Annotated in this window: 13 protein-coding genes; 5 read left to right on the forward strand and 8 right to left on the reverse strand. The window is 63.8% G+C overall.

Features of this window, described 5'->3' with window-relative positions; genetic code table 11:
- Positions 1-99 precede the first annotated feature (99 nt).
- Entirely contained in the window at positions 100-753 is a 654-nt protein-coding gene (locus GR167_RS07595) for a peroxiredoxin (protein WP_160972867.1), read from the reverse strand.
- 278 nt (positions 754-1,031) lie between these two features.
- On the opposite strand from GR167_RS07595, the gene GR167_RS07600 reads away from it, so the two are divergent.
- Together GR167_RS07600 and GR167_RS07605 are read left to right on the forward strand one after the other, a co-directional pair.
- On the forward strand, positions 1,032-2,471 hold the full coding sequence (locus GR167_RS07600) for an aldehyde dehydrogenase family protein (RefSeq protein ID WP_160972868.1): 1,440 nt from the start codon (positions 1,032-1,034) through the stop codon (positions 2,469-2,471).
- A gap of 86 nt (positions 2,472-2,557) precedes the next feature.
- Positions 2,558-3,592, forward strand: coding sequence for a phosphotransferase (locus GR167_RS07605; RefSeq protein ID WP_160972869.1), 1,035 nt, complete (start codon positions 2,558-2,560; stop codon positions 3,590-3,592).
- A gap of 12 nt (positions 3,593-3,604) precedes the next feature.
- On the opposite strand, the gene GR167_RS07610 is transcribed toward GR167_RS07605, so the two are convergent.
- The 4 genes from GR167_RS07610 to GR167_RS07625 all read right to left on the reverse strand — a co-directional run bounded on the left by GR167_RS07610 (position 3,605) and on the right by GR167_RS07625 (position 6,996).
- On the reverse strand, positions 3,605-4,258 hold the full coding sequence (locus GR167_RS07610) for an RluA family pseudouridine synthase (protein WP_160972870.1): 654 nt from the start codon (positions 4,256-4,258) through the stop codon (positions 3,605-3,607).
- Between the two features lie 42 nt (positions 4,259-4,300).
- On the reverse strand, positions 4,301-5,209 hold the full coding sequence (gene rarD, locus GR167_RS07615; RefSeq protein ID WP_160972871.1) for an EamA family transporter RarD: 909 nt from the start codon (positions 5,207-5,209) through the stop codon (positions 4,301-4,303).
- A 69-nt stretch (positions 5,210-5,278) separates the two neighbouring features.
- Positions 5,279-5,650 (reverse strand): GFA family protein, encoded by a 372-nt coding sequence (locus GR167_RS07620; protein WP_160972872.1) that lies wholly within the window; start codon positions 5,648-5,650, stop codon positions 5,279-5,281.
- 173 nt (positions 5,651-5,823) lie between these two features.
- The gene (locus GR167_RS07625) at positions 5,824-6,996 is read right to left on the reverse strand and encodes a thiolase family protein (RefSeq protein ID WP_160972873.1); all 1,173 of its coding nucleotides are present in this window, start codon (positions 6,994-6,996) and stop codon (positions 5,824-5,826) included.
- 355 nt (positions 6,997-7,351) lie between these two features.
- Between GR167_RS07625 and GR167_RS07630 the strand changes: the two genes are divergently transcribed.
- A complete protein-coding gene (locus GR167_RS07630; protein WP_160972874.1) occupies positions 7,352-8,929 on the forward strand; it encodes a gamma-glutamyltransferase family protein in 1,578 nt (525 codons plus the stop codon).
- Between the two features lie 49 nt (positions 8,930-8,978).
- Here the strand turns inward: GR167_RS07630 and hspQ are convergent, their stop codons facing one another.
- The gene (gene hspQ / locus GR167_RS07635) at positions 8,979-9,305 is read right to left on the reverse strand and encodes a heat shock protein HspQ (protein WP_160972875.1); all 327 of its coding nucleotides are present in this window, start codon (positions 9,303-9,305) and stop codon (positions 8,979-8,981) included.
- A gap of 85 nt (positions 9,306-9,390) precedes the next feature.
- On the opposite strand from hspQ, the gene GR167_RS07640 reads away from it, so the two are divergent.
- Both GR167_RS07640 and GR167_RS07645 read left to right on the forward strand, forming a co-directional pair.
- A complete protein-coding gene (locus tag GR167_RS07640; protein ID WP_160972876.1) occupies positions 9,391-10,272 on the forward strand; it encodes an AEC family transporter in 882 nt (293 codons plus the stop codon).
- 85 nt (positions 10,273-10,357) lie between these two features.
- Complete coding sequence (locus GR167_RS07645) at positions 10,358-10,948, forward strand: transglycosylase SLT domain-containing protein (RefSeq protein ID WP_160972877.1); 591 nt, start codon at positions 10,358-10,360, stop codon at positions 10,946-10,948.
- Here the strand turns inward: GR167_RS07645 and GR167_RS07650 are convergent, their stop codons facing one another.
- A complete protein-coding gene (locus tag GR167_RS07650) occupies positions 10,949-11,557 on the reverse strand; it encodes a LolA family protein (RefSeq protein WP_160972878.1) in 609 nt (202 codons plus the stop codon).
- Between the two features lie 104 nt (positions 11,558-11,661).
- Complete coding sequence (locus tag GR167_RS07655) at positions 11,662-14,700, reverse strand: DNA translocase FtsK (RefSeq protein WP_160972879.1); 3,039 nt, start codon at positions 14,698-14,700, stop codon at positions 11,662-11,664.
- Positions 14,701-14,711 lie beyond the last annotated feature (11 nt).

The raw sequence follows: 14,711 nt of genomic DNA on the forward strand, positions 1-14,711 counted from the left end.
TTTTTTCATGCCCGGCTCACTTTTTCATTTCGGCCAAGCAAAGAAAAACCCCCGCAGAAACTGCGGGGGTTCCGATGCCTTCAGTCAGATCGCTTGCGATCAGGCGACGTGCTTGGTGGTGCGCAGGTAGGGCAGCTTGACGTCGATTTCGCCGAACTTTTCCTTGGCTTCTTCGTCGGTCAGCGACAGAGCCACGATCACGTCCTGGCCGGAAACCCAGTTGGCCGGGGTTGCGATCGGGGTGCCGAAGGTCGCCTGCAGACCGTCCAGCGCGCGCAGGACCTCGGCGAAGTTGCGGCCCACCGACATCGGGTAGGTCATGATCAGCTGGACCTTCTTGTCCGGCGAGATGATGAAGACCGAACGGACCGAGGCGCTGTCGGCAGCGGTACGGCCGTCGGCCAGGTAGGCTTCGGCGGGCAGCATGTCGAACAGCTTCGACACTTCCAGCGATTCATCGGCGATGATCGGGAAACCGGCCGGCGCGCCCGAGAAGCTTTCGATGTCGTTTTTCCATTGCACGTGCTCGTCGACGCCGTCGACGCTCAGACCGATAACCTTGGTGTTGCGCTTGGTCCATTCCTCGGCCAGCTGCGCCACGGCGCCGAATTCGGTAGTGCAGACCGGGGTGAAATCCTTGGGGTGCGAAAACAGGATGGCCCAGCTGTCGCCGATCCAGTCATGGAAGGTGATGGTACCCTGGTCGGTTTCGGCGGTGAAGTTCGGAACGATGTCGTTGATGCGCAAGCCCATGATCTGGTCCTCTCTGAGTGGCTTTAATATTCTGCGAATTAGATACGTTCTAAATTGAGATTTTCCAGCCCTTTTTCGCCCCTATCGACATCTTAGGACGGAAGGTCGCAGGGTTTGACAAAACCGAAAATTTGATCAAATTAGGGACAGGTTAGAGTCGGGGCATAACCCCGCTTGAAGCTTTCCAAAACCCCTGTCAGAGTGCGCGGGAATCTGCGGTTTTTATTCCGCCTAGCGGAAAAAATGACCGGTATCTAATTATCTCACGGGAGAGAGAGATGATCGAAAAACGTCAATTCTACATCAACGGCGAATGGGTCGATCCGATCGAAGGCAAAGACCTGAATGTCATCGATCCCTCGACCGAAGAACCCTGCGCGGTCATTTCGCTGGGTTCCCAGGCCGATGTAGACAAGGCGGTCGCCGCCGCCAAGGCCGCCTTCCCGGCCTGGATGGCCACGCCGGTCGCGGAACGCATCGCGCTGGTCGAAAAGCTGCTGGAAATCTACAAGCGCCGCGGCGAAGAAATGGGCGCGGCGATGTCGATGGAAATGGGCGCGCCGATCGACATGGCGAACACCCAGCAGGTCGGCGCCGGCACCTGGCACATCACCAATTTCCTGAAAGCCGCAAAGAATTTCGAATTCATCCGCCCGCTGGGCGATCACGCGCCGAACGACCGGATCATCTATGAACCGATCGGCGTCTGCGCCCTGATCACCCCGTGGAACTGGCCGATGAACCAGGTCACGCTGAAGGTCGTGGCCGCTGCCATCGCCGGCTGCACCATGGTTCTGAAACCGTCCGAGGAAAGCCCGCTCGACGCGATGCTGTTCGCCGAATTCATGGACGAAGCAGGCTTCCCCAAGGGCGTCTTCAACCTGGTCAACGGCGACGGCATGGGCGTCGGCACCGCGCTGACCGGCCACAAAGACGTCGACATGGTCAGCTTCACCGGCTCGACCCGCGCCGGGATCGCGATTTCCAAGAACGCCGCCGACACCGTCAAGCGCGTGCACCTGGAACTGGGCGGCAAGGGCGCCAACATCATCTTCGCCGATGCCGATGACAAGGCGGTCAAGCGCGGCGTGCTGCACATGATGAACAACACCGGCCAAAGCTGTAACGCCCCCAGCCGGATGCTGGTGCAGAAGGGCGCCTATGACATGGCGGTGGAAACCGCCGCCGAAGTCGCCAGCAAGGTCACCGTGGGCAGCGCCCACGAAGCCGGCCGCCATATCGGCCCGGTGGTGAACGAAGCGCAGTGGAACAAGATCCAGGGCCTGATCCAGACGGGCATCGACGAAGGCGCCCGCTTGGTCGCCGGTGGCCTGGGCCGTCCCGAAGGGCTGAACAAGGGCTTCTTCGTCCGCCCCACCGTGTTCGCCGACGTGACCAACGACATGACCATCGCGCGCGAAGAAATCTTCGGCCCGGTTCTCTCGATCATCCCGTTCGAGACCGAGGAAGAAGCGATCGCCATCGCCAATGACACGGTTTACGGCCTGACCAACTACGTCCAGACCCAGGACGGCTCCAAGGCCAACCGGGTGGCGCAGCAGCTGCGTTCGGGCATGGTGGAAATCAACGGCACCAGCCGCGGCGCAGGCGCCCCCTTCGGCGGCATGAAGCAGTCGGGCAACGGCCGCGAGGCCGGCATGTGGGGGATCGAGGACTTCCTGGAAATCAAAGCGGTTTCCGGCTGGACCAACGATTAATCCGCGAACGGAACGCGCCGCCATTGCGGCAAACCGGCATCCGGGGCTATGACAGCCCCGGATGCTTTTCTTTGCGGGGGGGCCGAATGGCCGGGACCAAGCCGAAATCGCAAGCCGACTTCGTGCCGGAAACGGTGCTGAAGCGGGATATCTTTTCCGAAACGATTTCGGGGCATCTGGCCTCGGACCCGTCGGTCAAGGTGGCGCTGCGCAAACTCGACGGGGTGCCCTGGTACGCAAGGCCGCTGTCGCAGTTCCTGGCCCGCAGGGAAGCGCGCGGTCTCAGGGCGGTGCAGGGCATCGAAGGGGTGCCGGTGCTGCTGGCCGCCGACCGGGCGGGCATCCTGCGAATCTGGTCGCAGGGCACGCCGCTGCACCTGGCGAAACCCTCGAACCCGGAATGGTATCGCGACGCCAAGCGGCTGCTGCGCGACATGAAACGGCGCGGCGTCTGCCATAACGACATCGCCAAGCCGCAGAACTGGCTGATGACGCCGGACGGCCGCGCCGCGGTGATCGATTTCCAGCTCGCCAGTGTGCACAAGCGGCGCGGCAAGCTGTTCCGCATCGCCGCGCGCGAAGACCTGCGCCACATGCTGAAGCAGAAACGCGCCTTCGCGCCGCATCTGCTGACCGCGTCGGAACGCCGGATGCTGGCGCGCAAATCGCTGCCGTCGCGGATCTGGATGGCCACCGGCAAGAAGCTTTATAACTTCGTCACCAGGCGGCTGATGAACTGGTCAGACAGCGAAGGATCGGAAAACCGCATCGAAAAGGACGGCCCGGCGATCCGCGAAGCGTTGCTACAGGCGGGCGCGCGCGACGTGGCCTTCGCCGCCTATGCGCTGCCCGCGGGCGGCGTCGGGCTCTATGCCTTTGTCGAGGGCGATCTGTCCGCGAGTGCCCTGCCGCAGAGCGAGCCGAAACCGAACCTGGCGCAGATCGTGGCCACACTGCCGCGCGATGCGGAGGGCGAGGTGCGGGCCGACCTGCTGGAACTTATCGCCACCAACCGGCTGGACGAGCTGGAACAGCTACTGCGCGACGCGCCGGAACTTGCGGATGTGGTGAATGCAATCGCTGCGGGCCGCCTGAACCTGACCGACCGCCGCTTGCGCTGAGCGCCGACTTCCTCAGAACGGCACCTTGGCCCGAAACGCCATGCCCTTGCCGCTTTCGGGATGCTTGATGCGCAATTCCTCGGAATGCAGCATCAGGCGCGGGAAATCCTGCGCCGCCCCTTCGGCATAAAGCGGATCGCCCAGGATCGGATGGCCAAGCGCCAGCATATGGACCCGCAGCTGGTGGCTGCGACCGGTGCGCGGCATCAGCCGCACCCGGGTTTCGTTATCGCCGTATTTCAGCACCCGCCAATCGGTGATGGCCGGTTTGCCGTTCTCGTGATCCACCATCTGACGCGGCCGGTTCGGCCAGTCGACGATCAGCGGCAGGTCCACGGTGCCGGTCTTCGGCTCCAACCGCCCCCAGACCCGCGCGACATAGGTTTTCCGGGTGCTCCGCTTTTCGAACTGCATCGACAGGTTGCGCTGCGCATGGGGCGATAATGCGAAGATCATCACCCCCGACGTGTCCCGATCCAGCCGGTGCACCAGCAAAGCCTGCGGGAACACCGCCTGCACCCGGGTGATCAGGCAATCGGCCAGGTGTTCGCCCCGTCCGGGCACCGATAAAAGGCCGCTGGGTTTGTTCACCACGACGATTTCGTGATCCTCGTGCAGGATCTCGAGCGGATCGGTGGGGGGATTATAGTCTGTGCTCCATGCCATGGCCGGGAAATACGCGGGCGCGCGGCGGGGCGCAACCGCCGCTTACATCCGCGAATGGCGCAGTTGCCGCCACATCGACACCGAATAGATCACCAAGGCCGCCCAGATCAGCGGGAAGGCGATCATACGGGCATGGTCGAACGGTTCGCCAAAGACCAGGACGGCCACCAGGAAAATCAGCGTCGGCGCGATGTATTGCAGCACACCGATGGTCGACAGCCGCAGCAGCTTGGCCCCGTTGGCATAGGTGATCAGCGGCACCGCCGTCACCACACCGGCGCCCATCAGCAGCGCCATATCGGCGCCGGAAGCGGTGAAATGCCCCTGCCCCGTCACCAGCAGGTAACCGGCATAGCCCAGGGCCAGCGGCAGCAGGATCAGCACTTCGAGCAGGAAACCCTGGTTCGGCCCCACCGGCAGCGATTTCTTGAAGAAGGCATAGAAGCCCCAGGTCACGGTCAGCCCCACCGCCGCCCAGGGCAGGCTCCCGGCATCGATCCACAGCACCGCGACCGCCAGCACCGCCAGCGCGATCGCCACCCCCTGCGCCTTGGTCGGCCGTTCACCCAGCAGCAGCGCGCCCAGGGCGACGCTGAACAGCGGGTTGATGTAGTAACCAAGCGCCGCGTCGATCGCCCGGCCCGACGCGATCGACCAGACATAGATGCCCCAGTTGACCGAAATCAGCAGCGCCGTGACGCAGGCCATGATCAGGGTGCGGGGGGTGCGCAGCGCCTGGACCAGATCGCTGGTGCGGCGCAGGTAGATCAGCAGGGCGGCAGCGATGGGCAGTGCCCAGATCACCCGGTGCGCCACCACTTCTGCGGCCGGGATATGGGCCAGAAGCTTCATGTAAAGCGGCATGAAACCCCACATCAGATACGCCGCTATGGCAAAGGCAAGCCCTTGGGGCGTATCGATATTTTCGGGTTTCGCGGGGGTGTCGGACATCTGGAAATTCCTTGTTGCCCCACGGCTTTATCGCAGAAGGGCGCGCGGCGAAAGACTGCAAAGGCCCGGTCAGGGTTTCTGCACGACACCATCCGCAATGTCATAATAGTCGCCCTTGTCGGCAACGAAGATATGCTGCGCGATCTTTACCCCCGTCGGCCCGTCGATCGCGCCCAGGGCGAAGCTGATATGGGGATCATTGGTGCCGTGCCAGAACAGGAACGCACCGCAATCCGGGCAGATGCCGCGCCGCGCGGCGTCGGTGAGCGAAAGCCAGTGAACCGGCCCCTCGATCCGCAGCTGGTCCTCGGGCACGTCGGCGGAAGCCCATGCAATTCCAGCCATTTTCCGGCACTGGCTGCAATGACAGGCGGTCGCGCCGCGCGGCTGCCCCGTGACCTTGAAATGCACCTTGCCGCAGGCGCAGCTTCCTTCCAGCATGACGGACCCCTTTGCGTTCGCTATTTGTTCCGAATTCACGCTAGCGTGGGCCAAGGGAAGCGCACAATAGTTTTTACGCATTTGAGGCTTTTGTAGCCCGTTTCGATACAGATTGCCCGGGCGGCAAAAAACCAGCGCCCCGCCCCCAAAACCGGGACGGGGCGCCGTGTCGTTCAGACCCGCTCGATGGCGATGGCGGTGCCTTCGCCGCCGCCGATGCAGATCGCCGCGATGCCGCGTTTCAGACCGCGCTTTTCCAGCGCGTTCAGCAGCGTCACCATGATCCGCGCGCCCGAGGCGCCGATCGGGTGACCCAGGGCGCAGGCGCCGCCGTTCACGTTCACGATGTCGCGGTGAATGTTCAGCTCGCGCATGAAGGCCATCGGCACCACCGCGAAAGCTTCGTTCACTTCCCACAGGTCGACGTCTTCGACGCTCCAGCCGAGCCGGTCGAGCAGCTTGCGCGCGGCGGGCACCGGGGCGGTGGGGAATTGCGACGGCGCATGGGCGTGGCTGGCATGGCCGAGGATGCGCGCGCGGATGTTCAGGCCTTGGGCTTCGGCGGCCTCTTGCGAGGCCAGCACCAGCGCCGCAGCACCGTCCGAGATCGACGAGGAGTTCGCCGCCGTCACCGTGCCATCCTTGCGGAAGGCGGGTTTCAGCATCGGGATTTTCTCGGGCCGCGCCTTGGCCGGTTGTTCGTCGGTGGAAATGACGTGTTCGCCGTTCTTGTGATGCAGGGTGATCGGGGCGATTTCGCCCTCGAAGGCACCGCTGCGTTCGGCGTCCAGCGCATTGGACAGCGAGGCCAGCGCGTATTGGTCCTGTTCTTCGCGGGTGAACTGGAACGCCTCGGCGCAGTCTTCGGCGAAGGTGCCCATCAGGCGGCCCTTGTCATAGGCGTCTTCAAGACCGTCGAGGAACATGTGGTCCTTGACCTCCTGATGGCCGATCCGGGCGCCGCCGCGCATCTTGGGCAGCAGGTAGGGCGCGTTGGACATGCTTTCCATGCCGCCCGCGATCATCGTGTCGGCATGGCCAAGCGCGATCTGGTCGAAGGCGACCATCGCGGCTTTCATGCCCGATCCGCACATCTTGTTCAGCGTGGTGGCGGGCACTTCTTCGCCCAAGCCGCCGGCGAAACCGGCCTGGCGCGCCGGGGCCTGGCCCTGGCCGGCGGGCAACACGCAGCCCATCAGCACCTCGTCCACCGTCGCGGCACCGGCATCGGCCAGCGCGGCGCGGATCGCGGCGCCGCCCAGAACCGAGGCATCGACCCCGTCAAACACCCCCTGGAACCCGCCCATTGGGGTTCTCGACGCTCCTGCGATAACGACCGGTTTCATGGTAATTCCTCCTATGTTGCCACGTGCATAGCCAATGGCGAGGATCGCTGTCTAGCCTGCACAGCAACGGCGTGCGGCATGACGCCACGGCGAAAGGGGGCGCGACGAACGGCTTCGACCTTTCCCCCTGTTCAAACAATTGGGGCCAGCGCCGCAAAAGTCCAAGATTCGCCATATTACCCGCGCAATCCCGCCCGAATGGCAGGGCATAGTGAAGACCGTAGCTGCACAAGCTTCCCTCGGCGTCATGTGTTTATAGCCCCCACCCAGTACATGACGTCGAGGAATTTTCACCAGTTTCAAATCCGCAAGGGACTCTTTATTGTGCCGCCAAACAGCGGAGTAAAGAATACCCATGAGAGATTTCCAATTGCCCGGCCGTTCGCCCGTCATCGCGGCCAACGGTATCTGTGCCACCTCGCATCCCCTCGCCGCGAAAACCGCGATCGATATTCTTGAACGCGGCGGCAACGCGATGGACGCCGCGATTGCCGGGGCGATCCTGCTGGGCATCTGCGAACCGCAGATGACCGGGATCGGCGGCGACTGTTTCGTGCTGCTGTCGCCCGCGGGCAGCGACGACATCCTGGCGCTGAACGGATCGGGCCGCGCGCCCAAGGCGGCCTCGGCCGCGGCGCTGCGCGAGCGCGGTCTGTCGGCGGTGCCGGTCTACGGTCAGGAAGCGGTCACCATCCCCGGATCGGTCGACGCGTTCTGCCGCTTGTCGGAAGATCACGGCCGCATCGGGCTCGACGCGATCCTCGCCCCCACCATCCGCTATGCCGAGGAAGGCGTGCCGGTCGCGCCGCGCGTGGCCTTCGACTGGGCCAACAGCGGCAAGACCCTTCAGGGTCACGGGCTGCGCCACTTCATGCCCTCGGGCAAGACGCCGAAGGTAGGCGAAATGTTCCGCGCCCCCGGTCAGGCCGAGGTTCTGCGCCGCGTCGCCAAGGACGGCCGCAAGGCGTTTTACGAGGGCGAGATCGCCGAGGACATGGTGAACACCCTGCAGGCGATGGGCGGCGTCCACACGATGGAAGATTTCGCCAATACCGCCTGCGATTACACCTCGCCGGTCAGCGGTAATTATGCCGGTGTCGACCTGTACGAGCATCCGCCGAACGGCCAGGGCGCGACCGCGATCCTGATGCTGAACATCCTGAAGCATTTCGACATTGCGGGCATGGACCCCTGGGGCAGCGAACGCGCGCATATCGAGGCGGAAGCGGCCAAGCTGGCCTATGACGCGCGCAACCGGTTCATCGCCGATCCGTCCCGGATGGCGCAGCCCGATTACATGCTGCTGCCGGAAACGGCGGCCAAGCTGGCGGCACTGATCAACCCGAAAAAGGCGATGGCCGCCGCCGCGCCGCTGACCGAGGCGGTGCACAAGGACACGATCTATATCACCGTCGTGGACCGCGACCGGATGGCGGTATCGCTGATCTATTCGATCTTCCACGGCTTCGGGTCGGGCATCGCGTCGGAAAAATTCGGCATCCTGCTGCAGAACCGCGGCGCAGGCTTCACCCTGCAGGAAGGGCACCCGAACGAAATGGCCGGCGGCAATCGCCCAATGCACACGATCATCCCCGGCATGCTGCGCAAGGAAGGCCGGGTGCTGATGCCCTTCGGCGTGATGGGCGGGCAGTACCAGTCGAACGGTCATGCGCGTCTGGTGTCGAACATGCACGATTTCGGGCTGCCCCCGCAGGAAGCAATCGACGCACCGCGGTCGTTCAGCTTCGACGGCAAGATGCAGGTCGAACGCGGCTATTCCGACACCGTGCGGCAGGAACTGGCCGATCTGGGCCACGATGTGGTCATCCCGGAAACGGCGATCGGCGGCGCGCAGGCGATCGTGATTGGCGAGGACGGCGTGCTGGAAGGCGGATCGGACCCGCGCAAGGACGGTTGCGCCCTGGGGTACTGATCGAAAAGACGGGCGCGGGCCGTTCTGGCCCCGCCCCTGCCCGCGCGGCTTAGTTCAGCTGGAAATGCAGCGGGTAATGACCGTCCTGGAACGGGCCGAACAGGTCGGGGATGTCGGGGTGATCCACCGGTTCGCCGGAATAATCCGCAACCAGGTTCTGTTCCGACACGTAAGCCACGTAGTAACTTTGATCGTTCTCGGCCAGCAGGTGGTAAAACGGCTGTTCGCGGCGCGGGCGGCTGTCCTCGGGGATGGAGTTGTACCATTCCTCGGTATTGGCGAATTGCGGATCGACGTCGAACACCACGCCGCGGAACGGGTGCTTCTTGTGCCGAACGATCTGGCCAAGGTGATATTTTGCACGCGTCTTCAACATGGTCTTGCAGCCCTCTTACCCCAGAGATAGACGCTTTGGGCAGTAATTGTCCATGTCAGAGCCCGAATTCTGGGGGAAACAGTCTGTGAACCTTGTCTTTACAGTCCTCGAAATCACCGCACCGGTGTTCCTGCTGGCCGCCATCGGCTTTGGCTGGGTCAAGGTCGGGATCGAGTACCAGGTGCGATTCGTCACCCAGCTGGCGATGACGCTGTCGGTGCCCTGCCTGATCTTCACCTCGCTGATGAAGACGGAAATCGACCCGCAGGCGTTAACCAAGCTTTCGCTGGCCTCGGTGGCGGCTTACGCGGCGGTGTCGGTGCTGGCCTTCCTGATGGTGCGGCTGGGCAAGCTGGACCTGCGGACCTTCATGGCACCGATCATTTTCGGCAATACCGGCAATCTGGGCCTGCCGCTGGCGCTGTTCGCCTTTGGCGAAGTCGGGCTGGGGTACGCGGTGGTGGTGTTCGCGATCATGGCGATCTGGTCCTTCACCTTCGGGGTGTGGCTGGTCGCCGGGGGCGGATCGCTGGTCAAGGTGGTCAAGGAACCGCTGGTCGGCGCGACGGTTCTGGGCGGGATCTTCCTGTGGCAGGGCTGGGAAACCCCGGTGTTCCTGACCAATGCCCTGGAACTGATCGGGCAGATGGCGATCCCGTTGATGCTGATCACGCTGGGCGTCGCGGTGGCGCGGATGCATCCGGGCCATATCAAGCGCGCGACCTGGATTTCGCTGGTCAAGCTGCTGCTGTGCTTCGGCATCGCCTGGGTGGTCGGGCAATGGTTCGAACTGGACAAGGTCGCCTTCGCGGTGCTGGTGATCCAGATTTCGACGCCGGTGGCGGTGACGTCCTACCTGCTGGCGGAAAAATACGGCGCGGATTCGGAATCGGTGGCCGGGCTGGTCGTTGTGTCCACCCTGATGTCGGTGGTCGCGATCCCGCTGATGCTGGCCATTTTGCTGTAACGCAACGGTGATGTGACCGCATCTGCCATTTGCAGCAGCGCCCGATTCCGCTACACTGTCAAAAAAACATGAAAGCGAGAGGCAGATGAGCAGAACTCTTCGCGCTTTGGTCCTGTTGATGGTGCTGGCATCCTGCGGCGGCGGCAATTATTCCGCGCCGCGGAACCTTGATGACGCCTGTTCGATCCTCAGCCAGCGCCCGAAATACGGACGCGCCTTCAAGGCCGCCGAACGCCGCTGGGGCGTGCCGGTGCATGTGCAGATGGCAACGATTTACCAGGAAAGCAAATTCGTCGGCAACGCGCGCACGCCGTTCCGCTATGTGCTGGGCGTGATCCCGATGGGGCGGCAAAGCTCGGCCTATGGCTATGCCCAGGCGCTGGATGCCACCTGGGAACAGTATCAGCGCGAAACCCGGTCGCACCGGGCCAAGCGCGACAATATCCGCGACGCCGCCGATTTCATGGGCTGGTACATGACCACCAACCGCGATCGCAACGGCGTGGCGCTGGACGACGCGCGCAATCAATACCTGGCCTATCACGAAGGCCATAACGGTTTCGCGCGCCAGACCTACCGGCGCAAGAGCTGGCTGATGCGGATCGCGGGCACGGTCGAGGCCCGTTCGGACATGTACGAGGCACAGCTGCAAAGCTGCCCCCGGCGGCTGCGCTGATCAGCGTTTGTCGCTCAAATTGGGGCGGGTGATGGTGAACAGCTGGTTGTTCAGAGCAATGCCGGTTTCCATCGCCCCCAGCACCACCGTGGTACTGCCGCCGGCATCGTCATTGACCACCCATTGACGCAGCTCCACCGGGTTGTCGGTGAAGACCAGCTGCAGGTTGCCGTATTCGGGATGGTCCGGATCCTGCGCGGTGATCGTGGTGGCGGTGCCGTCATAGGAATGGCCCACCACCATGTCGGCCTGCGCCAGATCCACCCGTTCGGCCAGGATGATCGACAGGGGAGTCTGGTTCAGCGGATAGGTTTCCGGCCCGCTGTCCGGCGTTTTCGGATCATAGATCGCCACCGCCCCGGAACTGGCCAGGACCAGCGTATTGTCGGGGCCGGAATATTCGAACCGCATCCGGCCGGGCCGTTTCAGCATCAGCGTGCCGGTGGAAATCGTGCCATCATCGTTGATCTGGGTGAAATTCGCCCGCGCGGTTTTCATCCGGTTCAGATAGGCCGACAGGTCGTCGAGCGAAATTTCCTCTGCCGAAACCGGCAGGGCGAAGGCCAGCAGGGCGGCGGCCGAGGCGAAAAGCGTGCGTCTATCGATCATGTCACCAATCTAGCCATTCCGCGGGCGATTGCAGCCCGGCCCGGGTCACATTTCCGGGAGAGGGCGAAAAACGGCCCGTCGTGGGCGACGGGCCGTCATGGGTGTCAGTGTTGTTCGGGCACCAGGATTTCGCGCTTGCCGACATGGTTGGCGGGGCTGACCACGCCTTCTTCTTCCATCTGTTCGACCAGTCGCGCGGCCTTGTTGTAACCGATCGCCAGCTTGCGCTGGATATAGGAGGTCGAGCATTTGCGATCCTTGATCACGATGGCGACCGCCTGATCGTAAAGCGCGTCTTCGCCGGTGGTGTTGCCGCCAAGGCCCAGCACCAGGTCGATATCGCTTTCCTTGTCCTCGTCGGGGCCTTCGACCACGCCGCCGATATAATCGGGCGGGCCGTAAGCCTTGAGGTGGTTGACGATTTCCTCGACCTCTTCATCGCTGACGAAGGGGCCGTGGCAGCGGGTGATCTTGGCGCCGCCGGCCATGTAGAGCATGTCGCCCATGCCCAGCAGCTGTTCGGCGCCCATTTCACCCAGGATCGTGCGGCTGTCGATCTTCGAGGTCACCTGGAAGGAAATCCGGGTCGGGAAGTTGGCCTTGATCGTGCCGGTGATCACATCGACCGAGGGCCGCTGCGTCGCCATGATCAGGTGGATGCCCGATGCCCGGGCCATCTGTGCCAGACGCTGGATGCAGGCTTCGATTTCCTTGCCCGCGACCATCATCAGGTCGGCCATTTCGTCGACGATGACGACGATATAGGGCATTTTCTCGGGCTGGATTTCCTCGGTCTCGAACACCGGTTCGCCGGTGTCGTCGTCAAACCCGGTCTGCACCGTGCGCGAGAAGGTTTCGCCCTTGCTGAGCGCATCGGCGACGCGGCTGTTATAGCCGTCGATATTGCGCACGCCCATCTTGGACATCTTGCGATAGCGGTCTTCCATTTCGCCGACGACCCATTTCAGTGCCACCACGGCCTTCTTCGGGTCGGTGACGACGGGCGACAGCAGGTGCGGGATGCCGTCATAGACCGACAGTTCCAGCATCTTCGGGTCGATCATGATCAACCGGCAGTCTTCCGGCGTCAGGCGGTAGAGCAGCGACAGGATCATCGTGTTGATCGCCACCGACTTACCGGACCCGGTGGTCCCTGCGATCAGAAGGTGGGGCATCTTGGCCAGGTTCGCGACGATCGGATCGCCGCCGATATCCTTGCCAAGCGCCAGCGGCAGTTTCATGTTGCTGTCGCCGAAATCGCGGGCAGCGAGGATTTCGCGCAGCACCACCTTTTCGCGGTTCTCGTTCGGCAGTTCGATGCCGATCACAGAACGCCCCGGCACGGTGGAGACACGCGCCGACAGGGCCGACATCGAGCGCGCGATATCGTCGGACAGGCCGATGACGCGGGATGCCTTGAGACCCGGGGCCGGTTCGAGTTCGTACATGGTGACGACGGGGCCGGGGCGGACCGACACGATTTCGCCCTTCACGCCGTAATCGTCGAGCACGTTTTCCAGCATCCGCGCGTTTTCCTCCAGCGCTTCGTCGCTGAGGTGATGGCGCTGGATCAGCGTCGGGTTGGTCAGCAGGCTGAGCGGCGGCAATTCGTAGTGCGGCCGGTTGGATTCGTCGAATTGCAGCGAGGGCTGCGCTTCGGCCTTGGCACGGGTCGAGGGCTGCACCGGCTTGCGGTTCAGGTGCTGCACCACCTTGCGCGGTTCCGGTGTCGGGATGGCGCGCGGGGCCGGGGCGACCGGTTGATAGGGCTCTTCCTCATAGGGGTCCGCCTGATAGGCGTCGTCCTGGTAGGGCTCGGCCTGATAGGGATCGGCCTGATACCCGTCGTCATGATAGGGTTCGGGCTGATAGGCGGCCTGATCGAACTGGGCGACCGGTTCTTCCTGCAGCGGCACGTCCTCGGCGAAAGGCGTTTCGTCATAGGACATGTCGTGCGGATAGCCCATGTCCTGCGGCGCGGCCACGGCAGGGGCCGCGACGGGTGCGGCCACAGCGGGCGTGGCGACAGGAACGGCCTGCGAGGCGGTCAGCGGCGGTTCGGGGCGCAGGCCCGCCTGCGGCTGGGTGTTCAGGATCAGCGGGTCGGGGCCACGGCCGCGGCCCTTGGTCAGCGGCGCCACGGTTTCGACCTGGACGTTCGGGTTCTGGCGGACCCGGCTCTTGATCACGTCGGCGATCTTGGCCTTGATCCGGTCGTCCTCGGGCGCGGCGACATCCGCAGCCATGGGGTTTTCGACCAGTTCCGGTTCCGGCAGGTCCTCGGGCAGAGGTTCCGGGCGGCGGATCAGCGCGGGCATCCGGCTCAGCAGGCTGGGCTTGGCCGGTTCCGGTTCGTCCTCGATCACCGGGTCGGGGTCCTGTTCCCAGGCGTTTTGCGCGGTCCATTCGGCCTGCTGTTGCGCCAGCTGCTGGCGGGTTTCGCGGCGGGCGGCATTGCGGGCCTGCAGCGCCTGGGCCGCGCCAAAGGCGCCGGTCGCGCCGCGGCCCAGCAGGGTCATCAGCGTGGCATAGGTCATGATCACGCCGACCAGCAGGAAGCGCGCGATCAACCGCAATTCGGGCATGGTGAAGCCCAGCACGAAGGCGGTGAGGCCGATCATCGCCAGCGCCAGCAGCACCGAGGCGATTTTCAGCCCGATTTTCATCCCCACCGGCATGAAGTTCAGGAAAGCGCCCAGAACGGTGTCGCCGAAGCGCCCGCCCAGACCGAAACCGTGCGACCAGTCGGGGCCCGGCACCAGGGTGGAGGCATAGACGGAAGTGACCGCGATCAGGATCGGCAGGAAGATCAGCCGGCCAAAGGCGCGGTCCGAGCCGTGATGCAGCGCCAGCCGCAGGCCCCAGCCGATCAGCGCCAGCGAGATGATCCAGCTGCCGTTGCCGACAACGACGAACAGGAAGGCGGAAATCGACGCACCGGTCCGGCCCAGCCAGTTCTGCACCGGCGCATCGGTGGACGACATGAAGGACGGGTCGTCGGGGTGATAGGAAAACACCATCGCCGCCACGGCCAGCCCCAGGATCGTCAGGACGATGCCCAGAAGCTCCTTGCCGCGCTTTTCGATCGCGGCCTGCATGTCGCTGTCAAACAGCGGATCGCGCCCTCGTGTCTGATATGCCATTCCTGCCCTCG

The sequence above is a fragment of the Thalassovita mangrovi genome (genome assembly GCF_009857745.1).
GTDB lineage: Bacteria > Pseudomonadota > Alphaproteobacteria > Rhodobacterales > Rhodobacteraceae > Thalassobius > Thalassobius mangrovi.

Bases quoted from the DNA above. Each gene is read 5' to 3' on its own strand.
- GR167_RS07645 (WP_160972877.1), top strand. From the start codon at position 10,358: ATGAGCAGAACTCTTCGCGCTTTGGTCCTGTTGATGGTGCTGGCATCC.
- GR167_RS07630 (WP_160972874.1), top strand. From the start codon at position 7,352: ATGAGAGATTTCCAATTGCCCGGCCGTTCGCCCGTCATCGCGGCCAAC.
- GR167_RS07620 (WP_160972872.1), bottom strand. From the start codon at position 5,650: ATGCTGGAAGGAAGCTGCGCCTGCGGCAAGGTGCATTTCAAGGTCACG.
- GR167_RS07650 (WP_160972878.1), bottom strand. From the start codon at position 11,557: ATGATCGATAGACGCACGCTTTTCGCCTCGGCCGCCGCCCTGCTGGCC.
- hspQ (WP_160972875.1), bottom strand. From the start codon at position 9,305: ATGTTGAAGACGCGTGCAAAATATCACCTTGGCCAGATCGTTCGGCAC.
- rarD (WP_160972871.1), bottom strand. From the start codon at position 5,209: ATGTCCGACACCCCCGCGAAACCCGAAAATATCGATACGCCCCAAGGG.
- GR167_RS07655 (WP_160972879.1), bottom strand. From the start codon at position 14,700: ATGGCATATCAGACACGAGGGCGCGATCCGCTGTTTGACAGCGACATG.
- GR167_RS07610 (WP_160972870.1), bottom strand. From the start codon at position 4,258: ATGGCATGGAGCACAGACTATAATCCCCCCACCGATCCGCTCGAGATC.
- GR167_RS07595 (WP_160972867.1), bottom strand. From the start codon at position 753: ATGGGCTTGCGCATCAACGACATCGTTCCGAACTTCACCGCCGAAACC.
- GR167_RS07600 (WP_160972868.1), top strand. From the start codon at position 1,032: ATGATCGAAAAACGTCAATTCTACATCAACGGCGAATGGGTCGATCCG.
- GR167_RS07625 (WP_160972873.1), bottom strand. From the start codon at position 6,996: ATGAAACCGGTCGTTATCGCAGGAGCGTCGAGAACCCCAATGGGCGGG.
- GR167_RS07605 (WP_160972869.1), top strand. From the start codon at position 2,558: ATGGCCGGGACCAAGCCGAAATCGCAAGCCGACTTCGTGCCGGAAACG.